The sequence below is a fragment of the Serratia sp. JSRIV006 genome, from assembly GCF_019968685.1.
Lineage (GTDB): Bacteria > Pseudomonadota > Gammaproteobacteria > Enterobacterales > Enterobacteriaceae > Chania > Chania fonticola_B.
Window position 1 is genome coordinate 32,752 of sequence record NZ_CP074137.1, and the last position, 25,801, is coordinate 58,552.

Below are 25,801 nucleotides of genomic sequence, written 5' to 3' on the forward strand. Positions count from 1 at the left end.
GAGTCTATTTATGCCTCTGAAAAGACAGGGTAAGCACACCCCAACGGTGCTTGCCGTGACGTTAGCTTTTTGCCTCAGTGCTACGGCACAGGCTTACGATCAACTGTACGTGTTTGGTGACAGCCTGAGTGATACCGGCAATAACGGCCGCTTCACTTATGACAGTAACCAACATCGGCTGTATGACGAAATACTGGGCCAGCGCATCGGTGCCGCGCTGGTGGCGTCCGATAGCGGTGGCTACAACTATGCTGCCGGTGGTGGCGTGGCCGTACCGGCGCTAAACCCGGCGGACAATACCGAGGATCAGCTACAAAGCTACCTTGCGCGGGTTAACGGCAGGGCCGACGGCGACGGTCTGTATATTCACTGGATTGGCGGTAACGATCTGGCCGCCGCGGCGATGAATGTGGCAACCGCACCGGAGGTGGCCTATACCAGCGCCTTGGCTGCGGCGACTCAGGTGCACGCTTTATTGAACGCCGGTGCCGGGACGGTGATAGTGCCAACGGTACCCAATATCGGCTCAACCCCGCAGTTGATGGAACTGATTATCCAGCAGGCGCTGGGGCCAGTGCAGGGCGCGGCCATACTGGCGGCGTACGGCAAGCTTAATACTCTCGCCACGCCGGATAACGCTTCGCGCCAGCAGGCGATCCATCAGGCTTTAGGTGCCGCGGCACAGCAGGCCAGCAGCAATCCTATGGTGCAACAGGCCATCGCTGCCCAACTGAGCGCGGCTTTTGACAGTTTCAGCGCCCAGGCGGCCCAGCTTACCGATTTTTATAACCAGAGCGAAGATCGCCTGTTGGCTCAGGGCGGCGGTAATATCGTGCGCGTAGATGTCAACAAACTGTTCAGCGAGGCGATCGCCAATCCGGGCCAGTTTGGTTTTACCAACACCGCCGGTATGGCCTGCCCAGCGGGAGTTTCTTCGGCGGTATGCAGTTCGTCCATGCCAGGCTTTAACAGCGAGCAGGCTTATCTGTTTGCCGATCATTTCCACCCTAGCCCACAGGCTCACCAACTGATCGCCGATTATATTCAGGCGGTATTGGATGGCCCGGCGCAGGCAGTGGCACTCAACCAGGCAACCGCCGCCTTCGCGCGTGATAGCCGTGCTACCCTGGACAGCCGTTTTCAGCAGTTACGCACCAGCAGCAATCCGCAGGGGTCATTTGGCGTGTTCGGCGGCTATGCCGGGCAACGTTACGATTATTCTGCCAATACGGTTTCCGGGGATGGCGACGCCACCACGCATAACCTAACGCTGGGCGTAGATTATCAACTGACGGATAAGTGGCTGATAGGTGCGTTGATCTCAGGTTCCAACGACAATCAGCAACCTTCCAGCCGTTACGATTATAAGGCGCGTGGCGTGCTGCTGTCGGCCTTCAGCTCAGTAACGCTGTTTGAGCAGGGATGGGTCAATGCCGATTTGCACTATGCCAGCGTGAATTACGACGATATTAACCGCAGTATGCAGCTGGGTTCGCTGACTCGCACAGAAACCGGCGATACCGATGGTAAGCAGTGGGGCGCACGCGTTACTGCGGGGTATGACTTCCCAATCGCTTCGTACCTCACCACTGGGCCGATGGCCCAGTTTGCCTGGGATTACAGCAACGTCTCCGGTTATAGCGAGAATGGCGACGACAGTACGGCCATGCGTTTCAACGATCAGACCTATCATTCGCAGATCGGCGCTGTAGGATGGCGATTGGATAGCCAACTTGGGGTAGTTAATCCCTACGCGGAGGTGAGCTATCAGCATCAGTTCGGTGATGGCGTTTACCGGGCAGGCGGTGGATTGAAATCGACCCAGACCTCATTCACCCGCGACAGCGCCAGCCAGGATAAAAACTGGATGGATATCACCTTGGGGGCGAATATGCCATTGAGCGATCGGGTGGCGGCCTTTGCGACGGTTTCGCAAACCAGCGGCTTGAGCAGTGGTGAGCAATTTATGTACAATGTGGGGGTCAGTGCGCGTTTTTGAAGAATGGCTTTAAACTTAATTGCCCGGTGCCAGACGGTTTGGTGCCGGGAAGAATAGGAGGGAGTTGTGCTTACCATTATTACGGGACAGTGCCTGACATCAGGGGCTGTCAGCCCTGTTAGCCATCGCCTTGCCCAAGCCCTTCACCGAAAAAGTACAGTGTCTGACTGTACTTTAGTATAACTATCATTTGCTCCTAAAAGACTTTATCGTTACGGCATAAGAGCAAAAGATTTAAATAAAAAAAACTGATCCCGTTTAAAGGATCAGGAGCCAATTCGGCCAACACCAGGGAAATTTTGTTGTCATTATTATAAATAACAGGTTGTCTGTCAATTGTTCTCTCGCTCGCCAATCAACGAGTGGGAGCGCTTTTGCGTGCCTGAAATATATAAAAAACGTATCAATCTCAGCCCCTATCATTAGTTTTTTAGCTTTAACCTGTTATTAACAATCAGAAAGTGAGCTATTATCAGATATGACGTGGTGTTTTTTGCCGAATGTTAACATTTTTGGCAAAAAAACACCCAATGAAAAACACTTCAGCAACTAAAAAATTTATCACGCAGACTGTCGTAAACCCGTTATTAGCGCAGTGAAAAAATCAGGCTTTGATATCTTGGGGTGAACGTGGTTAAAAAACACAGTTCTTTCATTAAATATATCAAGCATTAAAATCATCACGGAATTTTTTTACTCACTATGAATTTTCTGTTTTTTTTTATGATAAAATATTACCTCTATGCTGTCCTCTGAAATTTGTAACGGGAATTTCAATAAGGAGACTTTGCGTGTCGAGTTTATTCTTTAATAATGAATTTATTAACTCAGTCATAAAGAGTTATTTGGAGGAAAACTTACAAGAGTATAACAGCATAAAGTACGCTTATGCGATCATGAGCAAAATAAACCCTGCCGATTTCGCCATCATTTCTAACAAAACAGAATGGTTTGAGTTTTACACCGCAAATAACTACCAGTTTATCGATCCGGTATTGATTACGACATCCCGGCGAGTGACTCCCTTCGTCTGGGATGAAAATATTAAGAACGGCTCTGGGTTAAAACACCCCAATATTTTTGAGATGGCCAAGAATTATAACATCATCAATGGCTATACGTTTGTGTTGCACGATCATAATAATAATCTGGTGGTGCTGTCTCTTTTTATGGATGACGCCTGTGACGAAAATATAGAAGAGATTATCAAAGAGAATCAACATAAACTGCAAATGCTGTTGATCACCGTGCATGATAAATTAACCGCACTTTATCACGAACTGAATAACACCAGCGATGATGACCAAATCAACCAAAAAGAGCTGTTCTCCAAGCGCGAGAATGAGGTGATTTACTGGGCAAGCATGGGAAAGTCCTATCAGGAAATCGCGCTGATTTTGGGGATCAAGCTCACCACCGTAAAATATCATATCGGCAACGTGGTCAAAAAATTAGGCGTTACCAATGCCAAACATGCCATCAGGCTTGGCGTCGAACTGAAGCTCATCAGGCCGGTGCTTTACGAGCGGGAATGAGAGTGGCCAAGCGCTCAACGTTGCCTTCCGGCTTGAACGTATCGATGATCAATGTCGGATGGTGTAGCGGTTGCTTAGGCCGCCCCTATTCATTGAGGCTTATCGCCTGGCTCAATCTCGTTCAGGCAACAGCTATCGACTCGATCCCTTCCTAACTGGCCGCGCAGCGCGATTTTTTCACGAAGATTGACACTTGCTGCGGGATTCTGGCTGTATATCTTACGGTCAACGGGTATACTGGCCCATTCTGTTAAATCCACTTGTATCGCGTGCGAAATCAACATGCAAAAGTTTGATACCAAGACCTTTCAGGGTCTGATCCTGACACTACAGGACTATTGGGCGCGCCAGGGCTGCACCATCGTGCAACCGCTGGACATGGAAGTTGGCGCGGGGACATCCCACCCGATGACCTGCCTGCGTGCACTGGGCCCGGAGCCAATGGCCACCGCCTATGTGCAACCGTCTCGTCGCCCAACCGACGGCCGTTACGGGGAAAACCCGAACCGCCTGCAGCATTACTACCAATTCCAGGTGGTGATTAAGCCATCGCCAGAAAACATTCAGGAACTCTACCTGGGTTCCTTGAAGGAACTGGGTCTGGATCCGACCATCCACGATATCCGCTTTGTGGAAGACAACTGGGAAAACCCGACGCTCGGTGCCTGGGGTCTGGGTTGGGAAGTGTGGTTAAACGGCATGGAAGTCACGCAGTTTACCTATTTCCAGCAGGTTGGTGGTCTGGAGTGCAAACCGGTCACCGGTGAGATTACCTACGGTCTGGAACGCTTGGCGATGTACATCCAGGGCGTGGACAGCGTCTACGATCTGGTGTGGAGCAATGGCCCATTGGGCGTTACCACCTACGGCGACGTGTTCCATCAGAACGAAGTGGAGCAGTCCACCTATAACTTCGAATACGCCGATGTCGATTTCCTGTTCTCCTGCTTCGAGCAGTACGAGAAGGAAGCACAAACGCTGCTGGCATTGGAGAAACCGCTGCCGCTGCCGGCTTATGAACGTATCCTCAAGGCTGCTCATACCTTCAACCTGTTGGATGCACGCAAGGCGATCTCGGTTACCGAGCGTCAGCGCTATATTCTGCGTATTCGCACGCTGACCAAAGCCGTTGCCGAGGCCTACTACGCTTCCCGCGAAGCGCTGGGCTTCCCAATGTGTAACAAGAAGTAGAGGCAGCTATGACACAACAGACTTTCCTGGTGGAAATCGGCACGGAAGAGCTGCCGCCGAAGGCTCTTCGCTCACTGGCAGAAGCCTTTGCCGCCAACTTTACCGCTGAACTGGACAACGCTGGCCTGGAACATGGCGAAGTGAAGTGGTTTGCCGCTCCGCGCCGCCTGGCGTTGAAAGTGGCGGATCTGAGTGCTGCGCAGGCCGATCGTGAAGTTGAAAAACGCGGTCCAGCCATTGCCCAGGCGTTCGATGCCGAAGGCAAACCGAGCAAAGCGGCCGAAGGTTGGGCGCGTGGCTGCGGTATTACCGTCGATCAGGCCGAGCGCCTGGTGACCGATAAAGGCGAATGGCTGCTGTATCGCGCCCATGTGCCTGGCCAATCTGCCCAGCAACTGCTGGCCGGTATGGTGAGCACCGCGCTGTCCAAGCTGCCAATCCCGAAACTGATGCGCTGGGGTGATAAAGAAACCCAGTTCGTCCGCCCTGTGCATACCGTGACCCTGCTGCTGGGTGCAGAACTGATCCCTGGCACCGTGCTGGGTATCGACTCTGCCCGCACTATTCGCGGCCACCGCTTTATGGGTGAAGCCGAATTCACCATCGATAATGCCGATCAATACCCGCAGATCCTGTTGGAGCGCGGCAAAGTGGTGGCGGATTATCAAACCCGTAAATCCTTGATCAAGCGTGATGCCGAGTTGGCTGCACAGCAGATTGGTGGTAAAGCCGATCTGAGCGAGAGCCTGCTGGAAGAAGTCACCTCGTTGGTCGAATGGCCAGTGGTGCTGACCGCCAAGTTCGAAGAGAAATTCCTGGCGGTGCCGGCGGAAGCGTTGGTGTACACCATGAAGGGCGATCAGAAGTATTTCCCGGTGTATGACGCCGCGGGCAAACTGCTGCCGAACTTTATCTTCGTCGCCAATATCGAATCGAAAGATCCGCAGCAAATTATCTCTGGTAACGAGAAAGTGGTGCGCCCACGTCTGGCGGATGCCGAATTCTTCTTCAATACCGACCGCAAGCAACGCCTGGAAGACAACCTGCCGCGTCTGGAAACCGTGCTGTTCCAACAGCAACTGGGCACCCTGCGCGCCAAGACCGACCGTATTCAGGCCATGGCTGGCTGGATCGCTGGCCAGATCGGGGCTGACGTCAACCACGCCACGCGTGCGGGGCTGCTGTCGAAGTGCGATCTGATGACCAACATGGTGTTCGAATTCACCGACACCCAAGGCGTCATGGGCATGCACTATGCGCGCCATGACGGTGAAGCCGAAGACGTGGCGGTAGCGTTGAACGAACAGTATCAACCACGCTTTGCCGGTGATGAGCTGCCGCAATCGTTGGTGGCCTGCTCGTTGGCTATTGCCGACAAAATGGACACCCTGGCCGGGATCTTCGGCATCGGGCAACATCCAAAAGGCGATAAAGACCCGTTCGCACTGCGCCGTGCTGCGCTGGGCGTACTGCGTATTATCGTTGAGAAAAACCTGCCGCTGGATCTGCAAACCCTGACCGAAGAGGCTGTCCGCCTGTATGGTGACAAGCTGACCAACGCCAAGGTCGTAGATGAGGTTGTCGACTTTATGCTGGGCCGTTTCCGCGCCTGGTATCAGGAAGAAGGTCACGCGGTGGATACCATCCAGGCCGTGTTGGCTCGTCGCCCAACCAAGCCAGCAGACTTCGATGCGCGGGTAAAAGCGGTGACGCATTTCCGTACGCTGGAAGCAGCAGCGGCATTGGCGGCTGCCAACAAGCGCGTTTCCAATATCCTGGCTAAATCCAACGATACGCTGCTGGACCAGGTCCACGCATCGGTATTGAAAGAACCGGCCGAACTGAAGTTGGCAACCCACTTGGTGGTGCTGCGCGATAAGCTGCAACCGTTCTTCGCCGAAGGCCGCTACCAGGAAGCACTGGTAGAACTGGCCGCACTCCGTGAAACCGTGGATGCGTTCTTCGACGGCGTGATGGTGATGGCAGAAGATGAAGCGGTGCGCGTGAACCGCCTGACTCTGCTGAGCAAGCTGCGTGAGTTGTTCTTGCAGGTCGCGGATATCTCCGTACTGCAATAATGGTGTAAAGCCCAAGAAAAAGCGCCTGCGGGCGCTTTTTCTTCTCTGATGGCGGCCGCGCAACGGTGAGTTATTCTGCGAGCCTCGCACAATCACATTTCGTATCGCTGGCAGTTGATCTATTCTTGTAGACGCACGGAGGGCGGCAGACGGCATGGAATCCGATAAAAGACACGTTTATAACAGGAGTTATGTCACATGGCTGTAGGGATCCAGAGCAGAAGTTTCGCGCGTTGGCTGGCACCGGTGTTGGCATTGTTGGTGGTTATGCAACTGACCGCCTGCGGCGATAAAGAGCCGGAGCAGCGCAAGGCATTCGTTGATTACTTACAGAATACGGTCATGCGCAGTGGCGTACATATCCCGACGTTGAGCGAAGATCAGAAACAGAAATTCGGTGCTTATACCAGCGATTACGCCATTCTGGTGGGCTTTTCCCAGCAGTTGACCAAGTCGGTGGACGCCAGCCTGACCCCGGCGCTGGAGCAGGTTAATCAGATCCGCACCGCGCAGGACTACATGAGCAAGCGCGATAGCTTGCAACAGTCGATCGGCGCGTTAAACCTGCTGGGCCAGCAGATCCAGACTGCCAAGGCGCAGGCGGATACCGCTCGTGCGGCGCTGAAACAGCCGGACGACCTGAAAGCGGTGTACAACCAGGCGTATGACAAGATCGTTACCGCACCGGCCAATGCGCTGATGCCAGCGATCCCAACCACCGCCGGTTTTGTCCAAGACCTGGTACAGGTAGGGGATTTCCTACAGGCCCAGGGCAATCAGGTCAGCTTCAACAACGGTGGCGTGCAGTTCCGCACCCAGCAGCAGGCGACGCAGTACAACACCATGATGTCCAATCTGGTGGCCAAGCAGCAGGACTTGCTGAACGCACAGAAAACCGTGCTGGCGGTAATGCAATAACCTTCGTTCTAAACAATGTATGTGGGCCAGCGTTTGGTACCACATACATTATTCCGCTTTTTTCCAACTCCTTACCCCTCCCTCCCCCACGTATTTTCTGTACTACACTTCACTTATTCATCACATCTCTTAATGTAGTTTTCTTTCATCCACGCCATGGTTATTTCCCGACGGTGTGGATGCTCACAGGGAAGATGTCATTTCAGGTCACGGCCCGGTGGTCGGATGTAAAATAAATTGTGATTCTTGTCACATTTTAAAAACAAACATCAAGGTTTAAAGTGTGATTAAAGTCACGTTTTTGGTGCGTTTAGCCGGTATATCTTCTCGTTGTATTTTTTTTACACCGGATAAATGTGACGAAAATCACTAAATACACCGGGGTATAGGGGCAATGTTAGTGATGGTGATCACAAAAATTCCGTGAAGTTCGCGTAGTAAAAAGAGCGTGGTAGAGTCCGTTTCGCAAACAGCATCAACAGGGCTAGAACGTTACAACAATTATCGCGCGCTCTTATTGTCAGCGCGTAACAATAGGGGTGTGTTTATGTTTTCACCAGACATCAAGGTTAAAGTGCAAAACTTTGGCCGTTTCCTGAGTAACATGGTGATGCCCAACATTGGCGCATTCATCGCCTGGGGTATCATCACTGCGCTATTCATTCCTACCGGCTGGCTGCCAAACGAGACGTTAGCCAAGCTGGTTGGGCCAATGATCACCTATCTGCTGCCACTGCTGATCGGTTATACCGGCGGTAAACTGGTGGGCGGCGAGCGTGGCGGCGTGGTCGGTGCCATCACCACCATGGGTGTGATCGTCGGTGCAGATATGCCGATGTTCCTCGGCGCCATGATTGTTGGGCCGCTGGGCGGCTGGGCGATCAAGCATTTTGACCGTTGGGTCGACGGCAAGATCAAGAGCGGCTTCGAGATGTTGGTCAACAACTTCTCCGCTGGCATCATTGGTATGCTGTTGGCGATCCTGGCCTTTATGGGTATCGGGCCATTGGTCGAAGCGCTGTCTAAAGTGTTGGCGGCTGGCGTGCATATCATGGTGGTCAACAACCTGCTGCCATTGACCTCGATCTTCGTTGAACCGGCGAAAATCCTGTTCCTGAACAACGCCATCAACCACGGCATCTTCTCACCGCTGGGTATCCAGCAGGCGACGGAAACCGGTAAATCAATCTTCTTCCTGATCGAAGCCAACCCAGGCCCAGGTTTGGGTGTGCTGATGGCCTATATGTTCTTCGGCCGTGGTAGTGCCAAGCAGTCTGCTGGCGGTGCGGCGATCATCCACTTCCTGGGGGGTATCCACGAAATTTACTTCCCATACGTGCTGATGAATCCACGCCTGATCCTGGCGGTTATTCTGGGCGGTATGACCGGCGTATTCACCCTGACCCTGCTGAACGGTGGCCTGGTATCCCCTGCCTCCCCAGGCTCTATCCTGGCGGTGTTGGCGATGACGCCAAAAGGCGCCTACTTCGCTAACCTGGCGGCGGTATTTGCGGCGTTCCTGGTCTCCTTCGTGGTCTCATCTTTCCTGTTGAAAACCTCAAAAGTGAAAGAGGAAGACGATCTGGAAGAGGCGACCCGCCGTATTCAGGACATGAAAGCCCAGTCTAAAGGCGGTGCCGCGGTAAACGCAGCGGTAGACGGCGATCTGAGCACCGTGCGTAAAATCATCGTGGCTTGCGATGCGGGTATGGGTTCCAGCGCCATGGGTGCTGGCGTGCTGCGCAAGAAAGTGGCGGACGCGGGGCTGAAGAATATCTCGGTAACCAATAGTGCGATCAACAGCCTGCCGGAAGATGTGGATCTGGTGATCACTCACCGCGATTTGACCGAGCGTGCGATGCGCCATGCGCCGCAGGCTCAGCACATCTCGCTGACCAACTTCCTGGACAGCCATCTGTACAGTGATTTGACCGCTCGCCTGGTGGCTGCTAACAAGACCAGCGAAACCGAGCAGAAGGTTATCTCTACCCTGGATGACAGCTTTGACGCCAGCGAACAGAACCTGTTCAAACTGGGTGAAAGCAACGTGTTCCTCGGCTTGCAGGCCATTGATAAAGAGCAGGCGATTCGTTTTGCTGGTGAGCAACTGGTGAAGGGAGGCTACGTCGAGCCAGAATATGTTCCAGCCATGTTGGAGCGTGAAAAGCTGACCTCTACCTATCTGGGCGAATCCATTGCCGTGCCGCATGGCACCATCGAAGCCAAAGACCGCGTGCTGCGTACCGGCGTGGTGTTCTGCCAGTATCCGCAGGGCGTACGTTTCGGTGACGAAGAGGATGAGGTGGCGCGCCTGGTTATCGGTATCGCGGCACGTAATAACGAGCATATCCAGGTGATCACCAGCCTGACCAATGCGTTGGATGATGAAACCGTCATCGAGCGGCTGGCGAATACCACCAGCGTCCAGGAAGTGTTGGATTTGCTGGGCGGCAAGAAGGCCTGATAACAGAATTATTTTAAAGGGTGCAGCTTGCTGCACCTTTCTACATTAAGAAAGGGTGGAATATGAAAGCATTACACTTCGGAGCCGGCAATATTGGCCGTGGCTTTATTGGCAAACTGCTTGCCGACGCGCACGCCGAACTGACTTTTGCTGACGTTAACCAGACGGTGCTGGACGCGTTGAACCAACGCAAAAGCTACCAGGTACATGTGGTGGGTGAGCAGGCGCGCGTTGAAGAGGTGAACAACGTCAGTGCCGTTAACAGCGGTAGCGAAGAGGCGGTGGCCTTGATAGCCCAGGCCGATATTGTCACGACCGCCGTTGGCCCGCAGATCCTCGCCAGAATTGCCGGGACTATCGCCAAAGGCCTGATCCTGCGCCATCAGCAAGGCAATAATCAACCGCTGAATATCATCGCCTGTGAAAACATGGTACGCGGCACCAGCCAGCTCAAACAGCACGTGTTCGACGCACTGCCGCAGGATGAACAGGCCTGGGTTGAGCAGCATATCGGCTTTGTCGATTCCGCCGTAGACCGTATCGTGCCCCCAGCAGAAGCGGGCAGCAACGATCCGCTGGAAGTGACGGTGGAAACCTTTAGCGAGTGGATTGTCGATCAGACCCAATTCAAAGGGCAACCGCCAGCCATCGCCGGTATGGAACTGACTGACAACCTGATGGCGTTTGTGGAGCGTAAGCTGTTTACCCTCAATACCGGCCATGCGATCACTGCCTACCTGGGCCAACGCGCCAAGCTGTTGACTATTCGTGATGCAATCCTCGATCCGGTCATCCGCCAGGTGGTCAAAGGGGCGATGGAAGAGAGCGGTGCGGTGCTGATCAAGCGCTACGGTTTTGACGCTGACAAGCATGCCGCCTATATCAACAAAATCCTGTCCCGCTTCGAAAATCCGTATCTGCACGATGACGTTGAGCGCGTAGGCCGTCAGCCGTTGCGCAAACTGAGCGCAGGCGATCGCCTGATCAAGCCGCTGTTGGGCACGTTGGAATACGGCTTGCCGCACGCCAACCTGATCAAGGGGATTGCCGCCGCCATGAGCTACCGCAGCGAGCAGGACCCACAGGCACAAGAACTGGTAGACTTGCTGACAAAATTGGGTCCAAAAGCCGCGCTGGCGCAAATTTCCGGTTTACCGGCCGACAGCAAGGTTGTGGAAGAGGCGGTTGCTGTGTATAACGCCTTGCAGTAAACGCTGTGATATCAAACCAGTGTAAGCAAACTCATTCCCTTTCCCCACGGATAAGGGGTAGGGTGAGGGGGCAAGGCGTCTTTGCCCCCCATTCGGGCTCACTTCCTGTGGTTAATGGGAGGGGCTCGAATGACCACACCACCCATGCGATTCGAAAAGCGAAGATGATCGAGACACAGGCATTCGAAAACAAGGTTCTGGAAAAGCTGAACGCTGGCAAGACGGTGCGCAGTTTTCTGATCGCAGCGGTCGAGCTGTTGGCAGAAGCGCTTAACGTCCTGGTGGTACAGGTTTTCCGTAAAGATGACTACGCGGTGAAATATGCCGTAGAACCTCTGTTGTCCGGTGCCGGGCCGCTCGGTGAACTTTCGGTTCGTCTGAAGCTGATGTACGGGCTGGGGGTGATTTCCCGCCATGAATACGAAGATGCCGAACTGCTGATGGCGATGCGTGAAGAGCTGAACCACGACGGTTCGGAATATCGCTTTATTGATGATGAGATACTCGGCCCCTTCGGTGAGCTCCATTGCGTCAGCGCGTTGCCGCCGGTCCCCACGTTTCTACAGCCCGGCGAGGCGGATGAATCGCTGATCGCCATGCAACACCAGCGTTACCAGCAGATGGTGCGTTCCACCATGGTGCTGTCGATCACCGAGCTGCTGGCGAAAATTGGCGCCAAGCAGCCCTCCCGGCTCTCCCCGCTCGGTGCTCAAAAGCCTTAAGCCATCAGCGCACGCCACTCGTCAAACAGCAGCCATAATGCGGTTGTTGCCATCAAGCCCGCCATCACGCCGTTAAATAACCGCAGTTTCCAGGTCACACGCAGAGCGTGGCGCAGCCGATCGCCCATCAACGCCCAGATCAAGATGCAGGGAACATTCACCGCGGTGAAGCCTGCGATGGTTAACAGCGTTTGATGCAGCGTCGCCCCTTCATGGGGAGTGAACAGGATCGCCACGTTGATGGCCATCAGCCAGGCTTTCGGGTTCACCGCCTGGAACAAGGCTCCGCCGATAAAGCGCATTGGCCGCGCCTGCTGTTTAGCATCCGGCGAAGCCGCCTTATACAGTTTCCACGATAGCCACAACAGGTACGCACAGCCCATTACCGCCAGCGGAAAGCGGATGGTATCGGCCCAGTTAAGGATCAACGCCAGCAATAGCGTGGTGAGGGCTAACTGTGTCGCACAGCCCAGACTGATACCAAACATCATCGGTAAGGTACGCCGCAGGCCGAAATTGACGCCGGACGAAGCCAGCAGCAGGTTATTGGGGCCAGGGGTAATCGACATCACGGTCACGTAACTGATAAAAGCAGAGTCCAGCATAAGGTTTTCCATACATGATTGGGAGTGATCACCAGCATAAGGGCTGTGGGGTGATGGTGACAGAACCAGAAATCAGCTATTGTCATGGTTACAGTTACGATAATTTTTAACTGTACCCATTAACCGGAGAGGAATTGTGACCCTGCTCGACGAAATCCCCGAAACCCGCTACCTGCAACTGGCGGAGACATTGGCGGCGGCTATCCATCGTGGCACTTTACCGCCCGGTAGCCGCCTGCCTTCGGTGCGCCGTTGCGCACAGAGCCACAGCGTCAGCATCAATACCGTGGTGGCAGCCTATCGCCAGTTGGAAGACCGGGGGCTGATCGAGGCGCGGCCACAGTCTGGGTTTTACGTGCGGGCGACCTTGCCTGCGTTGAAAACGGCGTCGGCACCCAGCAACCGGGTTGAACAGCCAGCGGATGATGTGCTGGCCCTGATCGATACGGTTTTTGCCGCCCAACAGAACCCGGCCTTCACCAATTTGTCGCTCGCCTGTCCGCAAACCGTGGATTTTTACCCCGGTGGCAAGCTGGGGAGGATGTTGTCATCACAGTTACGCCGCCAGCCGAATCTGATTGGCCAATACGCTTTGCCGCCGGGCAGCCTGCGGTTGCGCCAGCAGATCGCCCGGCGTTCGATGACGTTGGGCATGTTGCTGGAGCCGAGTGACATCACGCTAACGCACGGTTGTATGGAAGCCTTGCAGCTGGCGCTCAGGGTGACCACCAAGCCCGGCGACTGCGTGGGGTTGGAGTCGCCGACCTATTTTTACCTGTTGCCGTTGCTCGCCAGCCTGGGGCTGAAAGCGTTGGAAATTCCCACCGACCCGCAGCATGGCCTGTCGCTGGATGCGCTGGAGTTGCTGTTGCAGGAGAAACGGCTGAATGCGGTCATCGCTATGCCGACGATACAGAATCCACTGGGCTGTACCATGCCGCTGGCGTCGAAAAAACGGCTGGCACGCCTGATGAACGATCATCAAGTGCCACTGATCGAAGATGGGCTGTATGCTGAGCTACAATTTGGCAGTGCGCTCAGCCCGGCGGTGAAGGCGTTCGATAGCGACGGCTGGGTGCTGTTTTGCTCCAGCTTTACCAAAACGCTGGCACCGGATTTCCGCATCGGTTGGGTGGTTGGTGGCCGGTTCAGTGATGCGCTGCGTAAGCTGAAGGCGGTGTCTTCGATGTCGGAGTCGCACTTGCTGTCGGAAACGCTGGCCATGTTCCTGGAGGCGGGGGGATACGATCATCATCTGCGTAATTTGCGCAAACGCTATGCGGCGCAGGTGGAAGAGGCTAGAGCGCTGATTGCCCGCCATTTCCCGCGCGGGACAAGAGCGACTCAGCCTGCCGGTGGGTTTGTGTTCTGGGTGGAGTTCCCAGCAGGGGTGGACACGGTGGCGCTATTCCATCAGTTGCTGGATGAGCAGATCTGCCTGACGCCCGGTACGCTATATTCTCCCAGTGGGCGTTATCATAATGGGCTGCGGCTCTCCTGCTGCTATCCCTTTAACGCCCGTTATACCCAGGCGCTGGCGCGGGTGGGGGCAAAAGCCTGCGAGATGAGCGGCCTGCCTGCGGGAATTGCGCAAGGTGAGGAGTAACCTGCCGTGCATTTTGCTACACTAGCGAAATATTTTTTACGCCATAGAACAAAACAGGCCAGAGACGATGAAAGAGAAAGAAAAAGCCGAGATTAAGCGCCTGAGCGATTTGCTGGACGCACTGAACCACAAAGACACCGTGGTGATCCAGCAGGGTAACACCGACCTGATTGCGCAACATCTCAAAGAAAAAGAGAAGCTAAAGACCGAGATTGAGCGCCTGAAAAACGTGCGCGTGGAAAAACTGAGTGCGGAAGCGCAGAAGTTGAGCCAGCTGCCGTTCAGCCGCGAGATCACCAAGAAAGAGCAGGCGGATATGGGTACGCTGAAGAAAAGCGTTCGTGGCCTGATCGTGGTACACCCAATGACCGCACTTGGCCGTGAGATGGGCCTGAAAGTGGTTACCGGCTACGCCAAAAAAGCGTTCTGATTACCCCTCACCCCAACCCTTATGTCTTGATCTTCTCCGCCTTAGCGGAGAAGATCAAGACATAAGGGTTAGGGTGAGGGGCATGCTCAGGCCTTGGTCGTAAAGAACGCGCAGGTCTGGTAAGGCACCGTGAGCGTTTCTTTTCCCCGGAGTTCCTCTTCCTCTGCCACCAGTTGGCGGATCTGTTCGATCACCTGTTCCTGCTGCTGTTGCGGCAACGCGGCGATAAAGCTGGTGGATCGCACACGGTTATAAATCACATCTTCCGGCGCCCCACAATGCCCCAGCATAAACACCTGCTCCTGTAGCTGGGCAAAACCCGGGTAAGGGAACAGCCTGCGCCATTCACCGGTATAAAAACGCGGCGCATCCCCTTCGTGGCGATCGACTATCTGGTTGAGCTTACGTACCCAGCCAACCCGCGCATCGCGCATATTCCACACCAGGCCAAGCTTACCGCCGGGTTTCAGCACGCGCTGAATTTCCGCCAGCGCCTGACGTGTGGCAAACCAGTGAAAGGATTGCGCGCACACCACGGCATCCACCGACTCATCCGGCAGCGGGAGTGATTCGGCGGTACCTGCCAGCGTTTTCACCTGAGGGAACGCTGCCGCCAGCTTTCCCAGCATCGGCGCCACCGGCTCAACGGCGATGACGTTGGCACCGGTCTCCAGCAGGCGCGGAGTGAACTTGCCGGTGCCTGCGCCCAGATCGATGACGGTCTTACCGGGCTGTAGCTCGAGTACTTCACGCAGCCAATCGGCGATCTCCGCCGGATAATCCGGGCGGCCTAAAACGTAGCGATCCGCATTGGCCTGATAGCCCGCCGCAGCCGCGTGATGAATAGAATGAGGTGATGTAGTCATAACGCAACTCCCTAATCCAGCTCGATGGGTGTCTTTTGCCTGGCGCCGGTTAACGGCCAAGCAGACGGCGGTTGAGGTCTTCGATTTTGCCGCTGGTGATGCGCGTCAGCATGGTTTTGCTCCAACTGGTCGACAGCCCAGCGACCGACAGTAAACGGCGGTATTGCTCTTCATCGAACGGCATGTGCCAGGCGATGCCGATCGCTTGTGCGACGGAAACATCGCTATTGCGGGTCACCAGTTCCAGTGGTTGGTCGCCACTGACCGATCCGGCCGACACCACGCGGTACAGCCAGCCGCAGCGGCCGGTTTGCTGCATCAGCACCGAAATATCGCCGATAGCGAAATGGTAATTGAGTTTGAAACACGGAGAACGCGGTTGGGTTACCTGGATCAGCGCTTCTCCCCAGCGGAAAATATCCCCCATAAACACGTTATGCTCGGTCAGGCCGAGAGTCGAAATATTCTCACCAAAGGCGGGTGCGCAGAACTGTTCTGCCTGAGCGGGGAACTGTTCACGCCAGTGGTCGTAATGCTCGCGCGGGTAGTGGCAAAGGGCGCGGTCAGGCCCGCCGTGGTAGCTTTTTTCTGCCTGCTCATCGCCTGCCAGACCCAAGGGGGTGAGCTTCAGCGTACCCTCCACCAGGTGTTTGGCGATAGCGCTGGGGCGGCCACCTTCATAAGGTTGAATCGAACCGAGATAGACGTCTGGGTGGTGCATGCTAGCCTCCATTCACGCTCGTTAATGCCGTCTAGCATAGCCTGAGTCGAGGGGGAGGAACAGAATAACCCGCCCGGAAATCACCGGGCGGGTGGAGGGGTTAGAAGGTTGTCCAGTTATCTTCGGCGCTGGTGCTCGGTTTAGCCATAGGCGGTGATTTGAGCTGGGTGGTTTTGGTTTCCACTGGCGCAGCCTTGTCCGCCAGACGGAAGACCGAGACGCTTTGCAGCAGCATCTCAGCCTGCTCTTCCAGTGAATCGGCGGCGGCGGCAGACTCTTCCACCAGCGCGGCGTTTTGCTGCGTGGTGTGATCCATTTCCACGATGGCCTGGCCGATCTGCGCGATGCCTCTGGTCTGTTCATCGGAGGCGGCGGCTATTTCAGCCATGATATCGCGCACGTGGGTGACCGAACGGACGATTTGCTCCATGGTGTTGCCGGTGTCTTCCACCAGTGCGGTACCGCTCTGTACCCGGTTGACCGACTCGGTAATCAACCCTTCGATTTCTTTCGCTGCCTGGGCGCTGCGCTGGGCCAGATTACGGACTTCGCTGGCGACAACCGAGAAACCGCGCCCTTGCTCACCCGCACGGGCGGCCTCTACGGCGGCGTTCAGGGCCAGGATGTTAGTCTGGAAGGCAATGCCGTTGATCAGGGTGGTAATTTCGGCGATCCGCTGCGAACTGTTGGAAATATCCCGCATGGTGCTGACGACGTTGTTAACCAGTTTGCCGCCCTGCTGTGCGGTTTGTGAGGCATCGGTCGCCAGCTGGTTGGCGTGATGGGCATTGTCGGCATTTTGCTTCACCGTGGCGGTGAGCTGCTCCATGCTGGCGGCGGTTTCTTCCACCGCGGCGGCCTGTTGTTCGGTGCGTGAAGAGAGGTCGGTATTGCCCGCAGCGATTTCTCCGGCGGCGGTGGAGACCTGGCTGACCCCCATCTGGATTTTCTCAATCATATCGCGCAGGTTCTGGCTCATGGCGGCGACGGCGTTAAGCAACTGGCCCAGTTCATCACGGCGAGTGCTGGTTTGTGCCTGGCGTAGATCACCCTTGGCAATGCGTTCTGCCAGTTCCAGGGTGCTGTTGAGTGGGCGAGTGATCTGCAATGTGATACGCCATGATATCAGCAGGCCAGCAAGAATGGCGATCGCCGTGGTGATCCCCATCTGCCATTGCGCGGTATTGATATTGTTATGGGTCTGCGTCAGCTCATCCTTCATGAAATTATTGACCAGCGTACCGATCTCGTCAGCGTAACCGCCGAGCTGTTTACTGATCTTGATCTCATTCTCAACGGCGGGCAGGTAGGCCGCGATGTGGCCTTTATACTCGTCAAGCACGGTCAACAGAGGTTGGAGCAACGGGCGCTGTGACTCGTTCAGGCGTTGGCTGAGCGTGTTGGCGGCGCTGCGGGCGTCGTCGATGGCGCTGAGCAATGGGATTTCGGAGTCGCGGTTGGGTTGCAGCACCAGGCCACGGGCATAGTAGCGGATCTGGGTCAGCTTCTGGTTCAACTGGATAAACGCCAGTTGCAGATCGGTAGCCCCCAACTGACGTTCAACCTGGCTCAGGCTGTCCTGAACTTCGGACATGTTCCAGCTGGCTCGTACCGCGTCTTTATCCACCACGGCTTTGGCAAACATTTTCTGTTGTTGCTCATAGTTACCCAGCAACACCACCAACAGCTCCAGATCCTTGCGGCTTTGCGCATCCCAATTCAGGTTTTGCGCGTGGCTGGCCAGTTGCAACGCGTTCTCGATATGTTTGCGGTTACGTTCAAGGTAGTCGATGTTGTAATTTTGGCTAAACATGGCACGGGTGTATTTAGCCTGACTGATTTCGCCCGTTAACTGATAGCTGAAATCGATGCGGTCGCTGCGTGATTCGATAAGATTGAGGTAGGTTATCCCGGTGCCAGCGATAACGATCGCCAGTATCAACATTAGAGAGAACCCGAGTCCGAGCTTTTTACCTACGGTGAGATGAACGATTTTTCCTGCCAAAGCTTGCAATGCCGCCATGATTTATCCCTCTTTAGGCGTTGGTCAATTGAACAAAGCATCGGCAAGGGGCGGTTAAACTTTAGCGGGAAATGGGCAAAAAAATGCCCGCATCAGCGGGCATCATCGGAGATAAGCCAAATTATTTCTTGGCTTCGGCGAAGCGTTTGGCCGCTTCGTCCCAGTTCACTACGTTCCAGAATGCCTTGATGTAGTCAGGGCGACGGTTCTGGAATTTCAGGTAGTAAGCGTGTTCCCACACGTCCAGGCCAACGATTGGCAAGCCTGAAGCGCCGGAGACGGCTTCGCCCATCAGCGGGCTGTCCTGGTTAGCGGTAGAGACTACGGCCAGCTTGTCGCCTTTCAGCACCAGCCAAGCCCAGCCAGAACCGAAACGGGTGGCGGCGGCTTTCTCGAACTCTTCCTGGAATTTCTCTACGCTGCCGAAATCGCGCTCGATAGCGGCTTTCAGATCGCCACCCAGCGTGGTGCCGGTTTTCAGGCCTTTCCAGAACAGGCTGTGGTTAGCGTGGCCGCCTGCGTTGTTGCGCATAAAGGTGCGCTTGTCTGCAGGGACTTTATCCAGATCCTGGATCAGCTCTTCTACGCTCAGCGAAGCCAGCTCAGGGTAAGCTTCCAGCACGGTGTTGGCGTTGTTGACGTAGGTCTGGTGGTGTTTGGTGTGATGGATTTCCATCGTCTGCTTGTCGAAATGCGGTTCTAGTGCGTCGTAAGCATAAGGTAGGGATGGCAGTGAATAACTCATGATCATCATCTCCAGTAGTGTAGGGCGGCGCAAAATGTGAGCACCGCGTAAGCAGTATGATGCATTATAATTAATTAAATGATATTGAAAATGATTATCAATGCCCTACAGACTGTATGGTTTAGGGATTAATCGGTAATACGCTGCGGATGAGTAAACACCGTTGCCCGGCCTGGCTTGCTAAAACCAACCAATGTCAGGTTGCTGCGCTCGGCGATTTCCACCGCCAGCGAGGTGGCGGCAGAGACCACAAACAGGATCTCGGCACCGCACATGGCGGATTTTTGCACCATCTCATAGCTGGCCCGGCTGGAAACCAGGATCGCCCCTTGCTGCCAGCCCTGTTTGGCGCGTATGCCGATCATTTTGTCCAGCGCCACATGGCGGCCAACGTCTTCGCAGCCGCCCAGCAGTTCACCCTGCGGTGAGATCCAACCTGCGGCATGGGTACAACCCGTCAACTGGCCGACGTTCTGCACCTGACGTAGCTGGTCAAGGGCGCGATCGAGATTGGCCAATGAGAAGGTTTGGGTAAAGGGCAGCGGTGTGACCGGCCGGAAGATATCCGCCAACTGTTCGATGCCACAAACGCCGCACCCTGTGCGGCCCGCCATCGCCCGGCGGCGCTCCTTCAGCCCGGCAAAGCGGCGGCTGGAAAGCTCGATTTGTACTTCCATGCCGTTGCAGGTGGGATTAACCTCTATACTGAAGATATCCCGTGGTGAGTCGATAATCCCTTCCGAAAGGGAAAAACCGAGGGCGAACGCCTCCAGATCCTTTGGCGTACACATCATTACCACGTGAGAAATACCGTTATACACCAGCGCGACCGGCACCTCTTCGGCGAGCCAATCTTGCTCTTTGGTGGTCAGTTGTCCGCGCTGGTACACCGGAGCCTGGATCAGGCCCGTGAGCGCGTTCACATTTGTGGGCTGCTCTTGGTTAATTTTGTTCACTTTCCTGGCACCTGTTTGTAACAACCCTACGCCTGCTATGGTATTATTGCGGCGCCGTTGCGGCCCATTTGGCCAATACCCACATAAGAATAGTGATTTTAGCGCTTCCCGCTTTGAGGGGGAAAGCGTCATTTGAAACAATGTGACAACACGAGAGAGAAAGGAGACCCCCCATGCAGGTCAGCAGAAGGCAGTTCTTTAAGATCTGCGCTGGCGGTATGGCAGGAACCACGGTAGCTGCACTGGGCTTTAGCCCGGCGGTGGCGTTGGCGGAAACCCGGCAGTACAAGTTGCTGCGCGCCCGTGAAACCCGTAATACCTGCACGTATTGTTCCGTCGGCTGTGGGCTGTTGATGTACAGCCTTGGTGATGGCGCCAAAAACGCCAAAGAGAGCATCTTCCATATCGAAGGGGATCCAGACCATCCGGTAAACCGTGGTGCACTGTGCCCGAAAGGGGCAGGTCTGGTGGATTTCATCCACAGCGAAAGCCGTCTCCAATACCCTGAATATCGCGCTCCAGGCTCAGACAAGTGGCAACGCATCAGCTGGGACGACGCCTTCACCCGCATCGCCAAACTGATGAAAGAAGACCGCGATGCCAACTTCGAAGCCACCAACGCCGCTGGCGTAACGGTAAACCGTTGGCTCTCCACCGGGATGCTGTGTGCTTCGGCCTCCAGCAACGAAACCGGTATGCTGACCCAAAAATTTAGTCGCGCTCTCGGCATGCTTGCCGTAGACAACCAGGCGCGTGTCTGACACGGACCAACGGTAGCAAGTCTTGCTCCAACATTTGGTCGCGGTGCGATGACCAACCACTGGGTTGATATCAAGAACGCCGACTTAATTATTGTCATGGGTGGGAATGCGGCAGAAGCGCATCCAGTGGGATTCCGCTGGGCGATGGAAGCCAAAATTCATAATAAAGCCAAGCTGATCGTCATCGATCCGCGCTTTACCCGTACTGCATCCGTGGCGGATTTCTACACGCCTATCCGTTCAGGTACCGACATTGCTTTCCTGTCGGGCGTCTTGCTGTACCTGATCACCAATAACAAGATTAACCGCGAATACGTGGACGCCTACACCAACGCCAGCCTGCTGGTGCGGGAAGACTTCACTTTCGACGACGGCCTGTTCAGCGGCTACGACGCGGAAAATCGCAAATACGATAAAACCACCTGGAACTACCAGCTCGACGAGAACGGCTTCGCCAAGCGTGATACAACGCTACAGGATCCGAACTGCGTGTGGAACCTGCTGAAAAAACACATCAGCCGTTATACGCCAGAGGTGGTAACCAACATCTGCGGCACGCCAACCGAAGATTTCATCAAGGTGTGCGAATATATCGCTGAAACCAGCGCCAACGACAAGACGGCCTCGTTCCTCTACGCCCTGGGCTGGACACAGCACTCGGTCGGTGCGCAGAACATCCGCACCATGGCGATGATCCAACTGCTGCTTGGCAATATGGGCATGGCAGGTGGTGGCGTGAACGCCCTGCGTGGTCACTCCAATATCCAGGGTCTGACCGATTTGGGTCTGCTGTCACAAAGCCTGCCGGGCTACATGACGCTACCTTCCGAGAAGCAGGCCGATCTGGAAACCTACCTGAAAGCCAACACGCCGAAGGCGCTGCTGCCGGGCCAGGTCAACTACTGGAGCAACTACCCGAAATTCTTCGTCAGCATGATGAAGAGCTTCTACGGCGACAAAGCGCAGAAAGATAACAGCTGGGGCTTTGACTGGTTGCCGAAGTGGGACAAAGGCTACGACGTGCTGCAGTATTTCGAGATGATGTCGCAGGGGAAAGTGAATGGCTATATCTGCCAGGGCTTTAACCCGGTTGCGTCGTTCCCGAACAAGAACAAAGTGGTGGCCTCACTGGCCAAGCTGAAGTTCCTGGTGACCATCGATCCGCTGAACACCGAAACTTCCAACTTCTGGCAGAACCACGATGAGTTTAACGACGTTGATCCATCGAAAATCCAGACCGAAGTGTTCCGCCTGCCATCCACCTGCTTTGCCGAAGAGAACGGCTCGATCGTTAACTCTGGCCGCTGGCTGCAATGGCACTGGAAAGGGGCCGATGCCCCAGGGGAAGCGCTGAACGACGGTGAAATTCTGGCGGGGCTGCTGATGCGCCTGCGCGAAATGTACACCCGTGACGGCGGTGCGGTCCCTGAGCCGTTGCTGAACATGTCCTGGGATTACCTGACACCGGAAAATCCGAAGCCAGAAGAAGTGGCGATGGAGAGCAATGGCCGGGCGCTGGCGGATGTTCTCGATCCAGACGGCAAAGTGTTGGTGAAGAAAGGCGAACTGCTCAGTACCTTCGCGCACCTGCGTGATGACGGCACCACGGCAAGTGGCTGTTGGATCTTCGCAGGCAGTTGGACGCCAGCGGGCAACCAGATGGCGCGCCGTGATAACGCCGATCCTTCTGGCCTTGGCAACACGCTGGGCTGGGCCTGGGCATGGCCGTTGAACCGCCGCATCCTGTATAACCGTGCGTCTGCGGATCCAGCGGGTAAACCATGGGATGCCAAACGCCAGTTGCTGGAATGGGATGGTGCCAAGTGGGGCGGGGTGGATATCCCGGACTACAGCGCCGCCGCACCGGGCAGTGACGTTGGGCCGTTTATCATGCAGCCGGAAGGCATGGGCCGCCTGTTTGCCATCGACAAAATGGCGGAAGGACCGTTCCCTGAACACTACGAGCCGTTTGAAACGCCGCTCGGCACCAACCCGTTGCACCCGAACGTGGTGTCCAACCCGGCGGCACGCGTGTTCAAAGACGATCTGGCTGCGATGGGCAAATCCGACAAGTTCCCGTATGTCGGCACGACCTATCGTCTGACCGAGCATTTCCACTACTGGACCAAACATGCGTTGCTCAATGCGATCCTCCAGCCGGAGCAGTTTGTCGAGATAGGTGAAAAACTGGCTGAGAAAAAAGGCATCAAGCAGGGCGATACGGTCAAAGTCAGCTCCAACCGTGGCTATATCAAGGCCAAGGCGGTGGTGACCAAACGTATTCGGACTCTGCAGGTAAATGGCCAGGACGTGGACACCATCGGCATCCCGATCCACTGGGGTTACGAAGGGGTGGCGAAGAAAGGCTTTATCGCCAACACGCTGACGCCGTTTGTCGGCGACGCCAATACGCAAACGCCAGAGTTCAAGGCGTTCCTGGTTAACGTGGAAAAGGTGTAACGGAGACGAATTATGGCAATGCAATCTCAAGACATCATTCGTAAATCCGCCACCAATGGCTTCACCCCGGCACCGCGCGCGCGCGATCACCAGGAAGAAGTGGCCAAGCTGATCGATGTCACTACCTGTATCGGCTGCAAAGCCTGCCAGGTAGCCTGTTCTGAATGGAATGATATCCGCGATGAAGTGGGGCACAACGTCGGGGTTTACGATAACCCCGCCGATCTGACCGCCAAATCGTGGACGGTGATGCGCTTCTCGGAAGTTGAGGAGCACGGCAAGCTGGAGTGGCTGATCCGCAAGGATGGCTGCATGCACTGCGCCGATCCGGGCTGCCTGAAGGCGTGCCCGGCGGAAGGAGCCATCATCCAGTACGCCAACGGCATCGTCGACTTCCAGTCTGAACACTGCATCGGCTGCGGCTACTGCATCGCCGGTTGCCCGTTCGACGTGCCACGCATGAATGCGGAAGACAACCGGGTGTACAAATGTACCCTGTGCGTCGATCGTGTTGGCGTTGGCCAGGAACCGGCCTGTGTGAAAACCTGTCCGACCGGGGCGATCCACTTCGGCACCAAAGAAGCGATGAAAAACGTCGCGGCGGAACGTGTCGATGAACTGAAAACCCGTGGCTACCAGAATGCCGGTCTGTACGATCCGGCAGGCGTGGGCGGCACCCACGTGATGTACGTACTGCATCACGCCGATAAACCGCAGCTGTATCACGGTTTACCGGATAACCCGACCATCAGCCCTGCGGTGACCTTCTGGAAAGGGGTCTGGAAACCGTTGGCTGCCATCGGGTTTGCTGCCACCTTCGCGGCCAGTATCTTCCACTACGTTGGCGTGGGGCCAAACCGCGTTGAAGAAGAGGAAGAGCAGGATCCGAAGGACGAGCATCATGATGAGGAGACGCGCAAATGAGGAAGGAAAAGCCAATTCAGCGCTACAGCGCGCCGGAGCGGATTAACCACTGGATTGTGGCGTTCTGCTTTATTTTTGCCGCCATCAGCGGGCTGGGGTTCCTGTTCCCGTCCTTTAACTGGCTGATGAATATCTTTGGTACGCCACAGCTGGCACGCATCCTTCACCCCTTCACCGGGGTGTTGATGTTCGTTGCGTTCCTGCTGATGTTCCTGCGCTACTGGAAGCACAACCTGATCAACCGGGAAGATATCGTCTGGGCGAAAAACATCCACAAAATCGCCATGAATGAGGAAGTGGGTGACACTGGGCGTTATAATTTCGGTCAGAAGTGCGTATTCTGGGCGGCGATTATCAGTCTGGTGCTGTTGCTGGCCAGTGGTATCGTTATCTGGCGGCCATACTTTGCCCCCTCCTTCTCCATTCCGCTGATCCGCATCGCGTTGGTGGTGCATTCGTTGGCAGCGGTGGGGTTGATCATCGTGATTATGGTGCACATTTACGCCGCGTTGTGGGTAAAAGGCACCATTACCGCGATGGTGGAAGGTTGGGTGCCGGCTGCCTGGGCCAAGAAGCATCACCCGCGCTGGTACCGTGAGGTCCGCGAGAAACAACAGGAAGACAAACCCAGATGAGTATCCGCATCGTTCCTAAAGAGCAGTTAGGGGCACAGCGTGAAAAGTCTTCAACGGCGGAAACTATTCCGCCGTTACTTTTCGCCAACTTGAAGAGCCTTTATACCCGCCGAGCCGAACGTCTGCAGCAACTGGCCGCAGACCATCCGCTGGGTGATTACCTCAATTTTGCTGCCAGCATTGCACAGGCGCAGCACAACGCCTGCCACGATAATCCGCTGGAGCTGGATCTCGGTGAAACGCTGACCCAGAGTGCCGCCAGCGGCAAGCCGCCGTTGGACATCAGCGTTTATCCGCGCAGCGAACATTGGCACAAGCTGCTGGCATCGCTGATCGCAGAACTGCGCCCGCAGGCACCGGAACACGTGCTGGCGGTGTTGGATAACCTGGAGAAATCCTCGTCCCATGAGCTGGAGCTGTTGGCCAGCGCCCTGCTGAAAGGCGAGTTTGCCAAAGTAGGCAGCGACAAAGCCCCGTTCCTTTGGGCAGCGCTGTCGTTGTACTGGGCGCAGATGGCCAGCCAGATCCCTGGCAAGGCCCGGGCCGAGTACGGCGAGCATCGCCAGTTCTGCCCGGTTTGCGGCAGTATCCCGGTTTCCAGCGTGGTGCATCTTGGTACCGTGAACGGCCTGCGCTATCTGCACTGCAACCTGTGCGAGAGCGAATGGCACGTGGTGCGGGTGAAATGCAGCAACTGCGAGCAAACCGGCGATCTCAACTACTGGTCACTGGAAAGTGAGCAGGCGGCGGTGAAAGCGGAAAGCTGTGGCGATTGCGGCACCTACCTGAAGATCCTCTATCAGGAGAAGGACCCGAAGGTCGAGGCGGTGGCCGACGATCTGGCTTCGCTTATCCTCGATGCCAAGATGGAAGAGGAAGGCTTTGCGCGCAGCAGTATCAACCCGTTCCTGTTCCCTGGGGAATGAGATAGGCGCTAATCTGGCCAGAAAG

The 25,801-nt window shown here is 55.5% G+C and carries 20 protein-coding genes; 14 read left to right on the forward strand and 6 right to left on the reverse strand.

The genetic code is table 11. The features are described from left to right. Positions 1-10 precede the first annotated feature (10 nt). The 8 genes from KGP16_RS00140 to KGP16_RS00175 all read left to right on the forward strand — a co-directional run bounded on the left by KGP16_RS00140 (position 11) and on the right by KGP16_RS00175 (position 12,118). Positions 11-1,999, forward strand: coding sequence for an autotransporter outer membrane beta-barrel domain-containing protein (locus KGP16_RS00140; RefSeq protein ID WP_223500581.1), 1,989 nt, complete (start codon positions 11-13; stop codon positions 1,997-1,999). 791 nt (positions 2,000-2,790) lie between these two features. Next, complete coding sequence (locus tag KGP16_RS00145) at positions 2,791-3,534, forward strand: LuxR family transcriptional regulator (RefSeq protein WP_094982482.1); 744 nt, start codon at positions 2,791-2,793, stop codon at positions 3,532-3,534. Positions 3,535-3,816: 282 nt separating this feature from the next. Beyond that, a complete protein-coding gene (gene glyQ, locus KGP16_RS00150; RefSeq protein WP_021181351.1) occupies positions 3,817-4,725 on the forward strand; it encodes a glycine--tRNA ligase subunit alpha in 909 nt (302 codons plus the stop codon). A gap of 8 nt (positions 4,726-4,733) precedes the next feature. Beyond that, positions 4,734-6,803: a glycine--tRNA ligase subunit beta gene (gene glyS / locus KGP16_RS00155; RefSeq protein WP_059199243.1), complete on the forward strand. Its 2,070-nt coding sequence runs from the start codon at positions 4,734-4,736 to the stop codon at positions 6,801-6,803. 198 nt (positions 6,804-7,001) lie between these two features. Then, on the forward strand, positions 7,002-7,721 hold the full coding sequence (locus KGP16_RS00160; protein ID WP_059199242.1) for a DUF3053 domain-containing protein: 720 nt from the start codon (positions 7,002-7,004) through the stop codon (positions 7,719-7,721). 547 nt (positions 7,722-8,268) lie between these two features. Beyond that, a complete protein-coding gene (locus KGP16_RS00165; protein ID WP_065683438.1) occupies positions 8,269-10,185 on the forward strand; it encodes a PTS mannitol transporter subunit IICBA in 1,917 nt (638 codons plus the stop codon). Between the two features lie 62 nt (positions 10,186-10,247). Beyond that, positions 10,248-11,396, forward strand: coding sequence for a mannitol-1-phosphate 5-dehydrogenase (locus tag KGP16_RS00170; protein ID WP_179252561.1), 1,149 nt, complete (start codon positions 10,248-10,250; stop codon positions 11,394-11,396). Positions 11,397-11,560: 164 nt separating this feature from the next. Then, positions 11,561-12,118: an MltR family transcriptional regulator gene (locus tag KGP16_RS00175; RefSeq protein WP_021181346.1), complete on the forward strand. Its 558-nt coding sequence runs from the start codon at positions 11,561-11,563 to the stop codon at positions 12,116-12,118. Here the strand turns inward: KGP16_RS00175 and KGP16_RS00180 are convergent. After that, on the reverse strand, positions 12,115-12,723 hold the full coding sequence (locus tag KGP16_RS00180) for a LysE family translocator (RefSeq protein ID WP_021181345.1): 609 nt from the start codon (positions 12,721-12,723) through the stop codon (positions 12,115-12,117). The genes KGP16_RS00175 and KGP16_RS00180 overlap by 4 nt on opposite strands. A 136-nt stretch (positions 12,724-12,859) precedes the next feature. Here KGP16_RS00180 and KGP16_RS00185 point away from each other — a divergent pair, with 136 nt between their 5' ends. Both KGP16_RS00185 and KGP16_RS00190 read left to right on the forward strand, forming a co-directional pair. Continuing rightward, the gene (locus KGP16_RS00185; protein ID WP_115160317.1) at positions 12,860-14,329 is read left to right on the forward strand and encodes a PLP-dependent aminotransferase family protein; all 1,470 of its coding nucleotides are present in this window, start codon (positions 12,860-12,862) and stop codon (positions 14,327-14,329) included. A gap of 67 nt (positions 14,330-14,396) precedes the next feature. Continuing rightward, positions 14,397-14,759, forward strand: coding sequence for a YibL family ribosome-associated protein (locus tag KGP16_RS00190; RefSeq protein WP_021181343.1), 363 nt, complete (start codon positions 14,397-14,399; stop codon positions 14,757-14,759). Between the two features lie 86 nt (positions 14,760-14,845). Here KGP16_RS00190 and KGP16_RS00195 read toward each other — a convergent pair whose 3' ends face one another. The 5 genes from KGP16_RS00195 to fdhD form a co-directional block, all read right to left on the reverse strand. Further along, positions 14,846-15,625: a class I SAM-dependent methyltransferase gene (locus tag KGP16_RS00195; protein ID WP_223500582.1), complete on the reverse strand. Its 780-nt coding sequence runs from the start codon at positions 15,623-15,625 to the stop codon at positions 14,846-14,848. Positions 15,626-15,674: 49 nt separating this feature from the next. Further along, on the reverse strand, positions 15,675-16,346 hold the full coding sequence (gene yiiM, locus KGP16_RS00200) for a 6-hydroxyaminopurine reductase (protein WP_218520061.1): 672 nt from the start codon (positions 16,344-16,346) through the stop codon (positions 15,675-15,677). 100 nt (positions 16,347-16,446) lie between these two features. After that, positions 16,447-18,369 (reverse strand): methyl-accepting chemotaxis protein, encoded by a 1,923-nt coding sequence (locus KGP16_RS00205; RefSeq protein WP_223500583.1) that lies wholly within the window; start codon positions 18,367-18,369, stop codon positions 16,447-16,449. A 121-nt stretch (positions 18,370-18,490) separates the two neighbouring features. Then, entirely contained in the window at positions 18,491-19,114 is a 624-nt protein-coding gene (gene sodA / locus KGP16_RS00210; protein WP_024483271.1) for a superoxide dismutase [Mn], read from the reverse strand. Between the two features lie 128 nt (positions 19,115-19,242). Further along, positions 19,243-20,070 (reverse strand): formate dehydrogenase accessory sulfurtransferase FdhD, encoded by an 828-nt coding sequence (gene fdhD / locus KGP16_RS00215; protein ID WP_039996103.1) that lies wholly within the window; start codon positions 20,068-20,070, stop codon positions 19,243-19,245. Between the two features lie 173 nt (positions 20,071-20,243). On the opposite strand from fdhD, the gene fdnG reads away from it, so the two are divergent. From fdnG to fdhE, 4 genes are read left to right on the forward strand one after another with little or no spacing between them, the layout of a single operon-like run. Further along, positions 20,244-23,291: a formate dehydrogenase-N subunit alpha gene (fdnG, locus tag KGP16_RS00220; protein ID WP_080661084.1), complete on the forward strand. Its 3,048-nt coding sequence runs from the start codon at positions 20,244-20,246 to the stop codon at positions 23,289-23,291. Between the two features lie 12 nt (positions 23,292-23,303). After that, positions 23,304-24,215: a formate dehydrogenase subunit beta gene (fdxH, locus tag KGP16_RS00225; protein WP_024483267.1), complete on the forward strand. Its 912-nt coding sequence runs from the start codon at positions 23,304-23,306 to the stop codon at positions 24,213-24,215. After that, entirely contained in the window at positions 24,212-24,850 is a 639-nt protein-coding gene (fdoI, locus tag KGP16_RS00230) for a formate dehydrogenase cytochrome b556 subunit (RefSeq protein WP_021181336.1), read from the forward strand. Before fdxH ends, fdoI begins: the two co-directional genes overlap by 4 nt. Next, positions 24,847-25,776 carry a formate dehydrogenase accessory protein FdhE gene (fdhE, locus tag KGP16_RS00235; protein WP_174333189.1) on the forward strand — a complete coding sequence of 310 codons (930 nt, stop codon included), beginning with the start codon at positions 24,847-24,849 and terminating at the stop codon, positions 25,774-25,776. Before fdoI ends, fdhE begins: the two co-directional genes overlap by 4 nt. Positions 25,777-25,801: the final 25 nt, after the last annotated feature.